Origin of the sequence: Lutibacter flavus (assembly GCF_900188355.1) — a bacterium.
Classification (GTDB): domain Bacteria; phylum Bacteroidota; class Bacteroidia; order Flavobacteriales; family Flavobacteriaceae; genus Lutibacter; species Lutibacter flavus.
In genome coordinates, this window is the sequence record NZ_FZNX01000002.1 from 285,123 (window position 1) to 300,236 (window position 15,114).

Below are 15,114 nucleotides of genomic sequence, written 5' to 3' on the forward strand. Positions count from 1 at the left end.
AAAGAGTAAAGCAACAGTAGATCAGATGTTTTTTTTGACATCTGATACTACTTGTATAAAAATTAGTTGATGCAAAAAATAAAAGAACTTGTAATTGAAAAATCGCTCTTATTCAGTGCCTTAATTACAATTGCAGTAACTTTTGGAATCATTTCAGTTTTAGCAATTGAAGCGTTTCGCTTTTTTAGTGAAGTTTCAATTTTTGACTTTTTTACTGATACCCAATGGACACCATTATTCACCGATAAACATTATGGTATTTTACCATTACTTTCGGGGACATTACTTACTTCATTTATTGCAATTTCAGTTGCATTGCCAATTGGTTTATCAATAAGTATTTACTTAAGTGAATATGCTCCAAAAAGCTTTAGAAAAACTGTTAAGCCACTATTAGAATTATTGGCAGCAGTACCAACTGTTGTTTATGGTTTTTTCGCTTTAATAGTTGTAACTCCTTTTTTACAGCAGTTTATACCAAATTTATCGGGATTTAACTCTCTTTCAGCCGGTATAGTAATGGGAATTATGATTATTCCGTTTGTTTCATCATTAAGTGAAGATGCTTTACATGCAGTTCCAAAAGCACTAAAAGAAGCTTCATATGGTATGGGAGCAACTAAGTTACAAACGGCCTTTAAAGTAGTAGTTCCGGCTGCTTCATCTGGTATTATTGTATCAATAATTTTGGCAATTTCAAGAGCAATTGGAGAAACTATGATTGTTGCTATTGCTGCTGGTCAGCAACCAAGATTAACTTTAGATCCAACGGTTCCAGTAGAAACCATTACAGCTTTTATAGTTCAAGTAAGTTTAGGAGATGTACAGCATGGCTCAATTGAATACAGAACCATATTTGCTGCTGGAATTACATTGTTTGTATTTACCTTTTTATTGAATACATTAAGTTATAGAATTAGAAAAAAATATCAGGAAAAATATGAATAGTATTCAAAAAAATAGATTGAAAGATCAGCTATTCAAAATTTGGGGAATAGCATGTACCTTATTTGGTTTGGTGTTGCTTGTGATATTTATTGGAGATATTTTAATAGATGGGATTGGCAGAATAGATTGGGGATTTATTACAGATCTTCCATCAAGAAAAGCTGAAAAATCGGGTATTTTTACTGCCTTAATGGGAAGTATTTGGATTTTGTTATTAACTACAGCAATTGCTTTTCCGGTTGGAGTTGCTGCTGGTGTGTATTTAGAAGAGTATAGTAAAAAAAATAGATTATCTGCAATATTAGAAATAAATATTTCAAACTTAGCAGGTGTGCCTTCTATTATTTATGGTTTGCTAGGTTTAGAAGTTTTTGTTAGAATTATGGGTTTAGGTGCTTCTGTATTGGCAGGTGCATTAACGTTATCATTATTGATACTTCCAATAATAATTGTAGCAACCAGAGAGGCTATAAAAGCGGTTCCAAAATCAATTAGAGACGCTTCTTATGCGTTAGGTGCGTCTAAATGGCAAACAATATGGAATCAAATATTACCAGCTTCAGGTGGTGGTATATTAACAGGTGTAATTTTGGCACTATCTAGAGCAGTTGGGGAAACAGCTCCATTAATTGTTGTTGGGGCATTAGCATATGTTCCATTTGCACCTTCAAATCCAATGGATGAATTTTCAGTATTGCCAATTCAAATATTCAACTGGATTTCAAGACCACAACATGGGTTTATTGAAAACGCTGCAGCGGCAATTATTATTTTATTATTAATAACTTTCGTAATGAATGGAATTGCAGTTTATTTTAGAAATAAGTGGCAAAAGAGATTGAAATAACAATGGAAAAATTAAAAGATAAAAAATTAGTTTCAGCTTCAACGGAAGATGATATTACATCAAAAAATGCTTCTAGAATTGAGGCAAAAGATGTAAAAGTTTGGTACGACGATTTTCAGGCAATTAAAGGTATTGATATGGTTATTAAACCAAATACAGTAACTGCATTTATTGGCCCTTCTGGTTGTGGTAAATCTACATTTCTTCGTTTATTTAATAGAATGAATGATTATGTTGAAGGATTTAGAATGGAGGGGAAAATAAAAATTGAGGGGAACAATATTTATAAGAAAAAAGTAAATGTTGAAGAGTTGAGAAAAGAAATTGGAATGGTTTTTCAAAAGCCAAACCCCTTTCCTAAATCAATTTTTGAAAATGTAGCTTATGGTCTTAAAATTCAAGGAATAAAAGATAAAAAATTTATTAATGAACGTGTTGAGAAAGCTTTAAGACAGGCTGATCTTTGGGAGGAAGTTAAAGACAATCTTAAGAAATCGGCATTGGCATTATCTGGTGGTCAACAACAGCGTTTATGTATTGCCAGAACTTTGGCAGTGCAACCTTCTATTTTATTAATGGATGAGCCAACTTCAGCTTTAGATCCTATTTCTACAGCTAAAATTGAAGAATTAATTCATAATTTAAAAGAAGATTATACTATTATAATTGTAACTCATAATATGCAGCAAGCATCTAGAATAAGTGATTATACTGCATTCTTTTATTTAGGAGAGTTAATTGAATTTGATAAAACGAGAAAGGTTTTTACAAATCCAGAAAAAAAGCAAACAGAAAATTATATTACAGGTAGATTCGGTTAAAAAATAAAATTATGATAAATATTGAAGAACAAAGAGTTGCTTTAAGTGACATTGGAGAAGAGATGTTAAACTTGTGCCAAAGCCAAGTTCAGCATGCGTTTGAAGCATTTACAATTTTTGATACTGATTTAGCAGAAGAAGTCATTTTAAAAGAAAATAGAATAAATGCCCTTGATTTAAAAATTGAAAGAGATACAGATAATTTTATAGCCCTATACAATCCGGTTGCAACAGATCTTAGGTTTGCATTGGCATTGCTTAAAATTAATTACAATTTGGAAAGAATCGGAGATCAAGCTTATGATATCGCGAATCATACAATAGATTTAAATCAAAAATTAGCACCGGAATTAATTGAAAAACTGCAGTTTAAAACAATGTTTAAAACGTTGGATAGTATGTTTAAGGATATAGTTTCTGCTTATACAGACGAAAACCTAAAAGCTGCAAGAAAGGTATTTAAAAAAGATAAAGTTATTAATGAAATTAACAACAACACGTTTAATATAGTTGCAGAAGAAGTAGTTAAAAACCCTGAATTAATAAGACAGTATTTAATGGCATTAGTTGTCATGAAGAAATTTGAAAAAATAGGAGATTTACTTAAAAATATTTCAGAAAGCATTATTTATTATATTGATGCAAAAGTTTTAAAACACAAAGGTAAAAAGTAAAAAAGTGTATTTAAATACGCTTTTTTACTTTTTACCTTCACCATCTTCAAAAAGAGAATCTTTATATCCATAAAGTAATTCAGCAACTTCTATAAGTTTTTTAATCATATCATTTACGTTGGTATTGTCATTAAAAAGTGAGGAAGCCATTTCAGTAGTAATCAAATTTTTTCTAATTAGTTTATCAATAGATTTATTACTCTGTCTAATATTTTCTTTGGCTTGCTTCTTTAATTCAGCTAATTTTTCTGCGTATTTGTCAGTTTTTTCTTCGGTTCTAAACAAATAAATAACACGTAAAACTTTAGTCACTTTTTTTCTAAAGCCATTGTATTCACTTAGTAAATATTTATTGTCTAAGTTTAATGATAAGGTTAAATTTTTATTCAATTCTTTAACATCTTTAATAATTTCAACCATTTTACGATTGGCAATCTTAATTTCGGTTAATGAATCGTTCTGCTTTTTAGTTAGTTTTAACTCGTTTTGTGCTGTAACGGCATATTTTAAAATTTCACCATAAATAGTCTTAAATTTTTTATAATATAAATTTTCAACATCTATATGCATGTCTTTTAAAGACTTTTTAATTACTTTTTTAATCTTTAAATCAGATATTATATCTTCTCTATGAATATTTAAGCCATGAGCAACAATTTCAAATACAGCATTTTTATATAAATACTTTGTTTCTTTTACCAATGCTGAAATAGTGGAACTTGGAAACTTTAATACAGCTTCATTCAAATATTTTGGTTCATCTATATCTTTGTCAGTTTTTTCTTTAAAGAATTTTATTAAAAAAGTCTCAAGTTTTTTAATAAAAGGAATCATGATTAAAACCCCTAGAATATTAAAAATAGTGTGAAATAAGGCAAGTTTTAACGTATAATCTGTTGAGGAAATATTCATTATTGATGAAAGATAATTCACCAATTTAGCGAGTGGGAAAATTAATGCCAGAGCAACTATTCCGGTAACTATATTAAAAATAAAATGCGCTCCAGCCAATCGTCTTCCAGCAATATTTGATTTTAAAGAGCCTAATATTGCGGTTATTGTAGTACCTACATTTGCCCCAATTGCTAAGGCTAAAGCGTTTTCATATGTTATTTGCCCAGCTGCTAAAGCAGTTAATATTAAGGCCAAGGTTGCACTACTTGACTGAAGAATAGTTGTAATTATAATCCCTAACCCTGTATAAATCAATACACCTAAATACCCCGAAACGGCAAATTTTGTTAAATCAATATGTTCTTTAAAAACATCAAAACCTTCTTTCATGTAATAAATACCAAGAAAGAAAAAACCCAAACCGGCTAAAACATTTCCTATTCCTTTAAGTTGATTCCTTCTTTGGAATGAGAAAATAATTCCAAAAATTAGCATAGGCATAGCCAATGCGGCTATATTAATTTTTAGTCCAAAACCAGCTACCAACCAAGCGGTTGCAGTAGTTCCAATATTTGCGCCAAATACAAGGCCTAAACCTCCGGATAAACTTATTAAACCAGCACTTATAAATGAAATTGTAATTACTGAAACTAATGAGCTAGATTGAATAAGAGCTGTTACCAATGCTCCCGCAGTAATACTTTTATATAATTTACTTGTTGCTTTTTTTAATATATTTTGAAGTGGGCCACGGGTAAAAACTTTAAAGCCTTCTTCAAGCAAAATCATTCCAAAAAGTAAAATGGCAACACCTGCCAAAATTGTTTTAAAGTTTGGATTGGTAAATAGGATTCCGGCCAGTACAATTAAAAACGCTAAAAAAATAAATTTTCTAACCATAAAAAATTCATATTAAAGTTATAAACTTACAGCTATTAATTAAAATAAAAAAGTTTATAAAAAATTGTAATTAATCCATATTCTTAATCTAAACATAACGTTTAGATTACATGAAATAATGTTCAAAAACCGAAATTTGTCATTAACATAAAGCAATATTTAGGCAATCTAATATAGATGGCCTTCTTTTCATGTGTGTATTTTGGTTAAATGATAACATAATGTTAACATTAGATTCGTAAATGTTTTAGTTCTTTGCTGTGACAAAAACGAGTACTAAATTGAAAAACATTAAAGCTATTTTACCGATTTCTTTTTTTCGCTTCTTCTATATAAATTCTAATTATTTAGGTTTTTTATTTAGTATAAAATCAATTAACTTATTACATTTACTTTTTTAAAAACCAAAAAATGGATAATTTTTATTTATTAATGATTGTAGCACTTGCTATTTTGGCTGTTGCTGATTTAGTTGTTGGTGTTAGTAATGATGCTGTGAATTTTTTAAATTCAGCAATTGGCTCAAAAGCAGTTTCATTTAAAACTATTATGATTGTTGCAAGTATTGGTATTGCTTGTGGTGCAATTTTTTCAAGTGGGATGATGGAGGTTGCTCGTAAGGGAATCTTTAATCCAAGCATGTTTATGTTTAGTGACATCATGATTATTTTTATGGCTGTTATGATTACTGACATTCTGCTTCTTGATTTTTTCAATACACTTGGAATGCCAACATCAACAACTGTTTCCATTGTATTTGAATTATTAGGTGCGGCAGTTGCTGTGGCATTAATTAAAATTGGTGCTGACGGTGGAAATTTTGGTGATGTAACAAATTATATAAATACTACTAAGGCCACTCAGATTATTTTTGGAATTCTACTCTCAGTTGTGGTTGCTTTCTCTGTTGGTGCTTTAGTACAATATCTTTCCCGTTTGTTATTATCCTTTAATTTTGAAAGAAAAGCAAAATGGGTTGGAGCTTTATTTGGCGGTATAGCATTAACTGCGATGGTTTATTTTATTTTAATGAAAGGTATTAAAGGTGCAGATATTGCGAAACAAAGTCTTGACTTTTTAAATGGTTTAACAATAAATGTCTTTTTAGAAAAATATGTTTTTGCTATTGTAGCAGTAAGCTTTTTTATATGGTCAATATTATCATATGTTTTAATCAACTTTTTTAAATTTAATATTTACAAAATTATTATTGTTGTAGGTACATTTGCTTTAGCTTTAGCATTTGCCGGAAATGATTTGGTAAACTTTATTGGTGTTCCAATTGCGGGTTGGCAATCATACCAGGCTTGGGCTAGTTCTGGAGTGCCAGCTAATGAGTTTGCAATGGGTGTTTTGGGTGCAAAAGTTGCAACTCCAACTTTATTACTATTTATTGCTGGTATGATAATGGTTCTAACACTATGGTTTTCTTCAAAAGCAAAAGGAGTAGTAAAAACTTCTTTGGATTTATCAAGTCAAAGTGATACAAAAGAGCGTTTTCAACCTACATTTTTATCAAGAGTTCTGGTTAGAGGTTCCATATTAATTTCAAAATATTTTTCGGCTATAATCCCTAATTCAATTGAAAATAAAATTGAAAAGCAATTTGAAAAACCAGTTATAGAATTAGCACAAGGAAAAACGCATGAGTTACCTGCTTTTGATTTAGTGCGTGCTGCAGTAAATTTAATGGTTGCAGGTGTCTTAATTTCTATAGCGACTTCTTACAAATTACCATTATCAACTACATATGTAACATTTATGGTTGCAATGGGTACTTCTTTAGCTGATAGAGCTTGGGGAAGTGAAAGTGCTGTTTATAGAGTAGCAGGTGTTTTAAATGTAATTGGAGGTTGGTTTTTTACTGCACTAAGTGCATTTATTGCTTCGGGAGTTACTGCTTATTTAATTTATTTAGGTGGACCAACAATGATTGCTATTTTATTGCTTATCGCAGTTTTGTTATTGATAAGAAACTCTTTAAATCACATTAAGAAATCCAAAGAAACTAAAGCAGAAGATAGCTTAAACAGATCTGAAAGTAAATCAGTTAAAGGTGTTATTGAAGAAAGCGCAGACAATATTTCTAAAGTGTTAAAAAGAGTTAGTAAAATTAATGAAAGCACCATTAATGGTTTAATAAATGAAGATTTACCAACACTTAAAAAAGCAAAAAACACAGTTGTAAAACTGGAATCTGAAATTGAAGATTTACAAAACAATATTTTCTATTTTATTAAGAACCTTGATGAATCTTCTATAAGTGCAAGTAAATTTTATATTGATGTAATTGGAGATTTACAAGACATTGCACAATCTGTTTCATTTATTTCAAAGGTAAGCCATAAACATATTCACAACAATCATAAAGGGTTAAAGGCCAATCAAGCAAAAGAGCTAAAAGAGATAAGTGGAAAATTAAATCATTTATTTGGAAAAATTAGAGTTATTTTCGATTCTCGTTCTTTTGGTCAAATTGAATCTATAATTGAGGAAAAACAAGGGTTATTGAATGATGTATCATCATATGCTCAAAAACAAGTTGAGCGTACAAGAACTTCAGAATCAAGTCCTAAAAACACAACGCTTTATTTTAGCATTTTACTGGAAACGGAAGATTTAATTAAAGCTACAATGGATTTGTTAGAATTGTATGCAACTAAAAAATAGTTAAATTAAATTAAAATGAAAAACCTGAACTATTTATTAGCTTCAGGTTTTTTTTATTTAATATGTAAAATAGTAGAATAAGAGTTTTGCTGAAAACTAAGACTTTCAAAACAATTCATAGTTTACATAAAAAAAGCCTTAATTATAAAATAATTAAGGCTTTCAAGTATCGGGTTGACTAATTTATTCAGTTTATTAACCACTTAGCAATTAGTTCTATGGTAACAAATATTAATTATGGCAAATATCAATAAAAATACTAGAGAAATTATTTTTTATATTTTTTGTTATTCACAAGATATTAACATTAGTATTTAAGAACCACACATATCACAATCGTCAGGATTGTTTTGTGATGCTATTAACATCGCTTTTAATTCTTCAGGAGACAGAGGTTCATCTTCCACTTTCTTTTTGTTAGAAAGCGTAAACTGAATTGCATTTACTGCACTTTTTGTTCTTAAATAATACATTCCAGTTTTTAATCCAGATTTCCAAGCGTAAAAATGCATTGATGTTAATTTTGAATAATTTGCATCTTGCATAAATAAGTTTAAAGATTGAGATTGATCTATAAAATAGCCTCTTTGGCGAGACATATCTATAATATCTTTCATGCTCATTTCCCAAACAGTTTTGTATAAATCTTTTAAATCTTGAGGAATTACATCAATATGTTGAACAGATCCGTTTGCACGCATAATGTCCTCTTTCATTTCATTATTCCATAAGCCTAATTCTACTAAATCTTCTAATAAATGCTTGTTTACAACAATGTATTCTCCACTTAAAACTCTACGTGTATAAATATTTGATGTATATGGCTCAAAAGCTTCATTGTTACCTAATATTTGTGAAGTTGATGCTGTTGGCATTGGCGCAACTAATAATGAGTTTCTAACACCATTTTCCATCACCTCTTTTCTAAGTGCTTTCCAATCCCATCTGCCGCTTAAATCATCTTCAGAAACTCCCCACATATTAAATTGAAATTCACCCTGAGAAATAGGAGAGCCTTTAAATGTTGAATATGGTTCTTTAGCTTTTGCAATTTCCATAGAAGAGGTTACTGCCGCAAAATAAATGGTTTCAAAAATTTCTTCATTTAGTTTTTTAGCTTCGTCACTAGTAAAAGGCATACGTAACGTAATAAAAGCATCCGCCAACCCTTGTATTCCTAAACCAATTGGTCTGTGTCTAAAATTGGAGTTTTCAGCTTCTTTTACCGGGTAGTAGTTGCGATCTATTACTGTATCTAAATTACGAGTAATTTTTTTGGTAACATCAAACAGGCTTTGGTGGTTGAAAAATTTATTTCCTTTTTCATCTTCTTCAATAAACATTGGAATTGCAATAGAAGCCAAGTTACAAACAGCAACTTCGTCTTTTGCAGTGTACTCCATAATTTCAGTACATAAATTAGATGAACGTATGGTTCCTAAATTCTTTTGATTTGATTTTCTGTTGGCTGCATCTTTATATAACATATAAGGATTTCCAGTCTCAATTTGAGCTTCTAAAATCTTTTCCCAAAGTTCACGAGCCTTAATAGTTTTTCGCCCTTTTCCAACTTTTTCGTAGCCAGTATATAATTTTTCAAATTCATCTCCATAAGTATCAAATAAATGCGGACATTCGTTAGGACACATTAACGTCCATTCGCCATTTTCTTCAACACGTTTCATAAATAAATCTGGAATCCACATAGCGTAAAATAAATCACGCGCACGCATTTCTTCTGCTCCGGTATTTTTACGTAGGTCTAAAAAATCGAAAACATCAGCGTGCCAAGGTTCCATATAAATAGCAAAAGATCCTTTACGTTTTCCACCACCTTGATCTACATAGCGAGCCGTATCGTTATAAACCTTTAACATTGGCACAATTCCATTAGAAGTACCATTTGTACCTCTAATATAAGAGCCTGTTGCTCTAACGTTGTGTATAGATAGGCCAATTCCCCCTGCAGATTGTGAAATTTTAGCTGTTTGTTTTAAAGTATCGTAAATACCGTCTATACTATCATCTTGTATTTGTAATAAGAAACAAGATGACATTTGAGGTTTTGGAGTTCCTGAGTTGAATAACGTTGGAGTTGCGTGAGTAAAAATTCGTTTTGACATTAATTCGTAAGTCGCAATTGCTTCATCAATATCATTTAAATGAATACCAATTGAAACACGCATTAACATATGTTGTGGACGTTCAGCTATTTCCCCATTTAATTTCAATAAATAAGAACGTTCTAAAGTTTTAAATCCAAAATAATCGTACCCGAAATCACGGTTATAAATAATAGTAGAATCTAATTTTGCTGCATTGTCAATAATAACTTTATAGACCTCATCAGATAATAATGGTGCTTTTTTTCCTGTACGCGGATTTACATATTCATATAAGTCCGTCATTACTTCTGAAAAAGTTTTTTTAGTGTTTTTATGTAAATTTGAAACGGCAATACGAGCAGCTAAACGTGCGTAATCTGGATGTTGAACAGTCATTGTTGCCGCAGTTTCAGCTGCCAAATTATCAAGTTCGGATGTGGTAACTCCATCATACAAACCTTCAATAACTCTCATTGCAACTTTAACTGGATCAACAAGTTTGTTTAATCCATAACACATTTTTCTTATTCTTGATGTGATTTTATCGAACATCACAGGTTCTTTTCTTCCGTCTCTTTTTAGTACAAACATAGGTTACACGTAGTTTTTTAGTTGGTTAAATATTAAAATTAGATACGGGGCTATATCTTGGATTTTATTAAAAAATTCAAATTTTTTGGAATACTATAATTTGAACAATAATTTATTGTAATTTAGAAATCAGCATCAAAACTAATGCTTCCAGTTCCTCCAGATTTTACACCAGCTTTTTGATATTCTGAAACTCGTTTTTCAAAAAAGTTTGTTTTACCTTCTAAAGAAATCATCTCCATAAAATCAAACGGATTTGAAACATTGTAAACTTCATCACAGCCAAATTCAGAAAGCAATCTATCGGTTACATATTCCAGATATTGCGTCATTAATTTTGCGTTCATACCAATTAAACTAACAGGTAAAGATTCTGTAATAAATTTGCGTTCAATGTTTAAGGCATCAACAATAATTTCTGTAATTCTTTCTTTTGGAACTTTTTGAACAATATGATTGTTGTGTAGATGTACAGCAAAATCACAATGCAAACCTTCATCACGAGAAATTAATTCATTTGAAAAAGTTAAACCTGGTAATAATCCACGTTTTTTTAGCCAGAAAATAGAGCAAAAGCTTCCTGAGAAGAAAATTCCTTCAACTGCAGCAAAGGCTATTAAGCGTTCAGCAAAACTTGGACTATCTATCCACTTTAAAGCCCAATCTGCTTTTAGTTTAATTGCTGGGAAAACCTCAATTGCTTTAAATAGCTCGTTTTTTTCTTCTTCTTTTTTTACATACGTATCAATTAATAACGAATACACTTCAGAATGAATATTTTCCATCATTATTTGAAAGCCATAAAAGAATTTTGCTTCGGAATATTGAACTTCACTTACAAAATTTTCAGCTAAATTTTCATTTACAATGCCATCCGAAGCAGCAAAAAAGGCTAAAATATGTTTAATAAAATAGCGCTCATCTTCATTTAATTTAGTCTCCCAATCAATAACATCTTGGTGTAAATCTATTTCTTCTGCAGTCCAGATACTTGCCTCTTGTTTTTTATACCAATCCCAAATATCATGGTGTTGAATAGGGAATATTACAAATCGATCTTTATTTTCTTGTAAAATTGGTTCAATAAATGACATTTTAGCTCTGACTTTTTTAGTTTTAAATAGTTGTAGTTGTTCTCGAAGGAGAAAAACAAAGATTGTAAAAAAACTGATAGAATGAAAGGCTTACTTATTCACATTTGTTATTAAGTTTTTAACATTTGACTAAATTTATAATAAACGGCTAATTTGTCTTAAATACTGATTAACAGTCTTTTGTAAATTATAAAATGGCTTCGACTACTGGTTTTATTGGCTTTTTTAGTAATATCTAAATCAAAAAAAGAGTTCAAATTTTTGAACTCTTTTTAACGTTGGTTGATTTCGAATCACCCCATTTTAAATTTATTTAACTGAATTATTTTTTTATTTTAATGTTTTCTAATGAATTTTTAAATTTCTAATGTTTTAGTTCTACTTGGTTTTAACAATAAAATACTGATGTTATTTTGTGGAAGTAACATTGCTTTGTTATTAACACTCCATTTAAAATCTAGATCCTCAACAGCTGAATCTTGCGCATGTGGATTATCAATATTTACAACAGCATTATTTTTTATTTTGAATGGGTTTCCCCAATCAAGAACATTATTGTAGCTATAAAGGTTGTATTTTATATTAAGTTGATTGTTTTTGTCAATACCTAAAACTTGCATTTTTCCAATTGTTAATTTTGAAGTTACAAACAATAGAATGTCGTTTTTTTGAAGTTGAATTCCTTCAATATTATCTGCTTGCTCGGTAACATCTGGACGTGCATCTAATAATTCTACAATTTTGTTTTCATCCAATAAATTGTATAATTTTTCTCGTTTTAACCAAATAGGGTTAAATAACTCTTGATTTATTGCTGATGTAGTATCAATTTCAATTGCTATTTTTGTTCTGTCAGGGTATAACCTTTTTCCTTTTCTATTTGTTGAAAAATATTCAGTTTTTAAAAGCAATCCTTTCCAGACATATAAATCTTGATAATTATCTATTTTATAATAATCTGAGTCTTTTCCAAGAATTTCTTTTGTTCCTGAAGTTTTAGCTCCCATGTGAAGTGTTTCAATCCAAGAATCTTTTATTTGATAATACTGAAAGTTTTCTTTACACTTTATTCTTAAATGATATGGATCGTCATATATGGTGTTTTCTTCAATATTGTAATAATAGCGATGCTCCCCCACCCATAATCGTTCAGTAATTTTAACCTTCTCAGGCAACAATTCTCCTCCAAATTTTGAAACTTGATAAATTTCTTCAAAAGCAATATCACCAAATTGATCCCAATAATAAATAACCTGTTCAGAAACATAGGGAACTTGTTTGCTGTAGTTCCTTTCTTTTTCATTTTTCCACTTGTAGCCTGAAACGGTTGAATATTTTAGCTTTTCGTAGGTAATTTTACCAAATTTTACTTTATATGGCTTAAAATCTTGTGCATAGGTTGAAATAATGACACTTAAAAAAATGAAATTTAATAGCTTTTTCATAGTAATTTTATTTAATTTCCTTTTCTCATTTTTACCATTTTTTGAATCATATTATAGGTTTGATGTAGTTCTTCATCACTCATTTCTCTCATTTCTGGATCGTTTTTAGTTGCCATTTTTTTCCATTCTTCAAAAGAAAGTTTACTTAGCATATCCATGTTAGCATTCATATCTTCCATATTGTCCATGTCAAAATTCATTTCTTCAATACTAAAAAAGCTTTCTTCCTTTTTTATCGGAAAATGCGGAAGTTTAAAATGCTTATCAGGTACAGCAATATTAAATTCAATTTTTGTTGCTTTTTTTGAAGTTGTAATACCCATAACAGTAGTTTCAATTTTAAGTGTAATATGTTTGTGAACCCATTGTTTTACGCCCATAGCTTCCCAAATTTCACAAGGATAGCCCATATAATTTTCTTCACCAATTTTTTTACCTCCAAGGCCTTTCAACATTTCTTTTCCTGTGTCTCCTGCATCAGAATCTGGGTGAAATGCGGTTATCATATCAATTGGTATAGATCTTTTTGTTGTAATTTCTTTTCTTTCAAAATCAACTGTATACCATTCGCCATTGTCTAATTTATTAACAGTATGTTTAGTGGTTGTTTCTTCTTTAGCTTTTCCAAAGAATTTAATATGGGTTGTTTCAGATGATTTTTCATCTTTTAATTCTATAGCACCCCAATCTTTAAAGTAAATTGTTTCAGTACCAGTTCCAGTCATGGTACTTCCTAATACCTTACCTGAAATAGTAGAGGTAAAATGAATGATTCCAGACTCAACTTGATAGCGTTTTAGCTTATTTTGTTCGATTTTTACTGCCAAGCTATCTGCTGGTTTGTTTTCGTTTCCTTTGCAACTTATAATAATTATAAACAATGCGAGTATGATATTTATTTTTTTCATTTTTAATAATTTTATTTAATTTCTTGTAATTCGTAGCTAAAATAATGACCAAAATTTCCTATTTTCTCTTTTATAATTTTGGCTAGTATTCCAGGCTTATTGGTAATCATCCAAATTTTAATTTTTTCATCAAAATCTCCAATAGCTTCAATAATTGTGCAGTTAAAAGTACCTGCTTGAGTTGTAATTTCTTCTTCACCAACTATTCTAAAGGTATCACCTTCTATAGGATATAATTTGTTGTACTCGTCATAGTTATTTGGTGGAAGCGCTGTGTCTTCTGGCAGGTTGTAGCTATCGTATCCATTAAATATATTATCAATACTTAAAGTTCCCTCTTCTTCTTTTACAACTACATTTGCTATAAGTGTTTTATTTTCAAATGTTTCAGTATTTTCAATTAATACGGAATAGTTATACACTAATTGATTTACAACACTTAAATTTTCCATCATTTTATAAAAATCTTTCCAAGGTAATTTTTGTTCATCATCATAATAGTTGTAATCTCCATCTTCATTATAAAAATCTTCTTCAGAAAAAGATAAGTGTTCAATTTTAACAGCTTGATTTACTTCTTTTTTAAAAGCATAGCTAATGTTATTATTTTCTAAAGAAATTTTATCACCTGAACTATTAATTACTTTGTTTAAACCTTTTAAATGTTCTAAAGAAAATCCAATAAGGATTACTGTTTTTTCATTTTTATTAAAAATCCAAGTTCCTTTGCTAGTTGATTGGGAATATTTATCTTTTTCAACTAAAATAAATTTATCTGGAGATTTAAACGATAGTATTTGAACAAGATCTGAATTGTTATTGACTAGTTTCCAAGTTCCGAGTAAGCCAGAAGCTGCATTTGCTTCAGTAATTTGATTTTTATTAATTTTTTGATAAAATGCTTTTGCCCCATCTTTTAAAACAATCAATTCTTTTTCCGACAGTTTTAAAATTTTTGCCTCTCCATTAAAATCTTTATCAAATTCAGAATCAGTTATAATTGAATGGTTTTTTTTACTGTATTCCCAAGTACCAACTTCTATTCCCATTACACTAAATTTTCCGTTTTGGTTATAATCAAAAATTTGATATGGTTTTTGAACTTCAGTTCCAACCTCTACTTTTGTGAATAGCCAGTTGCCGACTAATTTTTCTTTTTGTGAATAGCAAAATGACGTAAATACTAGTGCAAATAATAGTATAAAATTTTTCATAGG

Annotated in this window: 11 protein-coding genes; 5 read left to right on the top strand and 6 right to left on the bottom strand. The window is 29.7% G+C overall.

What is annotated here, in order from left to right:
* Nucleotides 1-69 precede the first annotated feature (69 nt).
* From pstC to phoU, 4 genes are read left to right on the top strand one after another with little or no spacing between them, the layout of a single operon-like run.
* Complete coding sequence (pstC, locus tag CHB63_RS07435; RefSeq protein WP_089377822.1) at nucleotides 70-948, top strand: phosphate ABC transporter permease subunit PstC; 879 nt, start codon at nucleotides 70-72, stop codon at nucleotides 946-948.
* Nucleotides 941-1,795, top strand: coding sequence for a phosphate ABC transporter permease PstA (gene pstA, locus CHB63_RS07440; protein ID WP_089377823.1), 855 nt, complete (start codon nucleotides 941-943; stop codon nucleotides 1,793-1,795). The genes pstC and pstA overlap by 8 nt, the downstream gene beginning before the upstream one ends.
* A gap of 2 nt (nucleotides 1,796-1,797) precedes the next feature.
* The gene (gene pstB / locus CHB63_RS07445) at nucleotides 1,798-2,616 is read left to right on the top strand and encodes a phosphate ABC transporter ATP-binding protein PstB (protein ID WP_089378128.1); all 819 of its coding nucleotides are present in this window, start codon (nucleotides 1,798-1,800) and stop codon (nucleotides 2,614-2,616) included.
* An 11-nt stretch (nucleotides 2,617-2,627) separates the two neighbouring features.
* A complete protein-coding gene (gene phoU, locus CHB63_RS07450; RefSeq protein WP_089377824.1) occupies nucleotides 2,628-3,290 on the top strand; it encodes a phosphate signaling complex protein PhoU in 663 nt (220 codons plus the stop codon).
* 24 nt (nucleotides 3,291-3,314) lie between these two features.
* Here phoU and CHB63_RS07455 read toward each other — a convergent pair whose 3' ends face one another.
* Nucleotides 3,315-5,084 carry a Na/Pi cotransporter family protein gene (locus CHB63_RS07455; protein ID WP_089377825.1) on the bottom strand — a complete coding sequence of 590 codons (1,770 nt, stop codon included), beginning with the start codon at nucleotides 5,082-5,084 and terminating at the stop codon, nucleotides 3,315-3,317.
* A gap of 411 nt (nucleotides 5,085-5,495) precedes the next feature.
* Between CHB63_RS07455 and CHB63_RS07460 the strand changes: the two genes are divergently transcribed.
* Nucleotides 5,496-7,754, top strand: a complete 2,259-nt coding sequence (locus CHB63_RS07460) for an inorganic phosphate transporter (protein WP_089377826.1) — start codon at nucleotides 5,496-5,498, stop codon at nucleotides 7,752-7,754.
* 314 nt (nucleotides 7,755-8,068) lie between these two features.
* Here the strand turns inward: CHB63_RS07460 and CHB63_RS07465 are convergent, their stop codons facing one another.
* The 5 genes from CHB63_RS07465 to CHB63_RS07485 all read right to left on the bottom strand — a co-directional run bounded on the left by CHB63_RS07465 (nucleotide 8,069) and on the right by CHB63_RS07485 (nucleotide 15,111).
* Nucleotides 8,069-10,450, bottom strand: a complete 2,382-nt coding sequence (locus CHB63_RS07465; protein WP_089377827.1) for a ribonucleoside-diphosphate reductase subunit alpha — start codon at nucleotides 10,448-10,450, stop codon at nucleotides 8,069-8,071.
* Nucleotides 10,451-10,572: 122 nt separating this feature from the next.
* A complete protein-coding gene (locus tag CHB63_RS07470; protein ID WP_089377828.1) occupies nucleotides 10,573-11,544 on the bottom strand; it encodes a ribonucleotide-diphosphate reductase subunit beta in 972 nt (323 codons plus the stop codon).
* A 356-nt stretch (nucleotides 11,545-11,900) separates the two neighbouring features.
* Complete coding sequence (locus tag CHB63_RS07475) at nucleotides 11,901-12,989, bottom strand: hypothetical protein (RefSeq protein WP_089377829.1); 1,089 nt, start codon at nucleotides 12,987-12,989, stop codon at nucleotides 11,901-11,903.
* 11 nt (nucleotides 12,990-13,000) lie between these two features.
* Nucleotides 13,001-13,897, bottom strand: a complete 897-nt coding sequence (locus CHB63_RS07480; protein ID WP_089377830.1) for a hypothetical protein — start codon at nucleotides 13,895-13,897, stop codon at nucleotides 13,001-13,003.
* Between the two features lie 11 nt (nucleotides 13,898-13,908).
* Complete coding sequence (locus CHB63_RS07485; RefSeq protein ID WP_089377831.1) at nucleotides 13,909-15,111, bottom strand: hypothetical protein; 1,203 nt, start codon at nucleotides 15,109-15,111, stop codon at nucleotides 13,909-13,911.
* Nucleotides 15,112-15,114: the final 3 nt, after the last annotated feature.

What these genes read in the sequence shown, in the direction of transcription:
- CHB63_RS07465 (WP_089377827.1), bottom strand. Translation starts at nt 10,450, where the DNA reads ATGTTTGTACTAAAAAGAGACGGAAGAAAAGAACCTGTGATGTTCGAT.
- pstA (WP_089377823.1), top strand. Translation starts at nt 941, where the DNA reads ATGAATAGTATTCAAAAAAATAGATTGAAAGATCAGCTATTCAAAATT.
- CHB63_RS07455 (WP_089377825.1), bottom strand. Translation starts at nt 5,084, where the DNA reads ATGGTTAGAAAATTTATTTTTTTAGCGTTTTTAATTGTACTGGCCGGA.
- phoU (WP_089377824.1), top strand. Translation starts at nt 2,628, where the DNA reads ATGATAAATATTGAAGAACAAAGAGTTGCTTTAAGTGACATTGGAGAA.
- CHB63_RS07485 (WP_089377831.1), bottom strand. Translation starts at nt 15,111, where the DNA reads ATGAAAAATTTTATACTATTATTTGCACTAGTATTTACGTCATTTTGC.
- pstB (WP_089378128.1), top strand. Translation starts at nt 1,798, where the DNA reads ATGGAAAAATTAAAAGATAAAAAATTAGTTTCAGCTTCAACGGAAGAT.
- CHB63_RS07460 (WP_089377826.1), top strand. Translation starts at nt 5,496, where the DNA reads ATGGATAATTTTTATTTATTAATGATTGTAGCACTTGCTATTTTGGCT.
- CHB63_RS07475 (WP_089377829.1), bottom strand. Translation starts at nt 12,989, where the DNA reads ATGAAAAAGCTATTAAATTTCATTTTTTTAAGTGTCATTATTTCAACC.
- CHB63_RS07470 (WP_089377828.1), bottom strand. Translation starts at nt 11,544, where the DNA reads ATGTCATTTATTGAACCAATTTTACAAGAAAATAAAGATCGATTTGTA.
- pstC (WP_089377822.1), top strand. Translation starts at nt 70, where the DNA reads ATGCAAAAAATAAAAGAACTTGTAATTGAAAAATCGCTCTTATTCAGT.
- CHB63_RS07480 (WP_089377830.1), bottom strand. Translation starts at nt 13,897, where the DNA reads ATGAAAAAAATAAATATCATACTCGCATTGTTTATAATTATTATAAGT.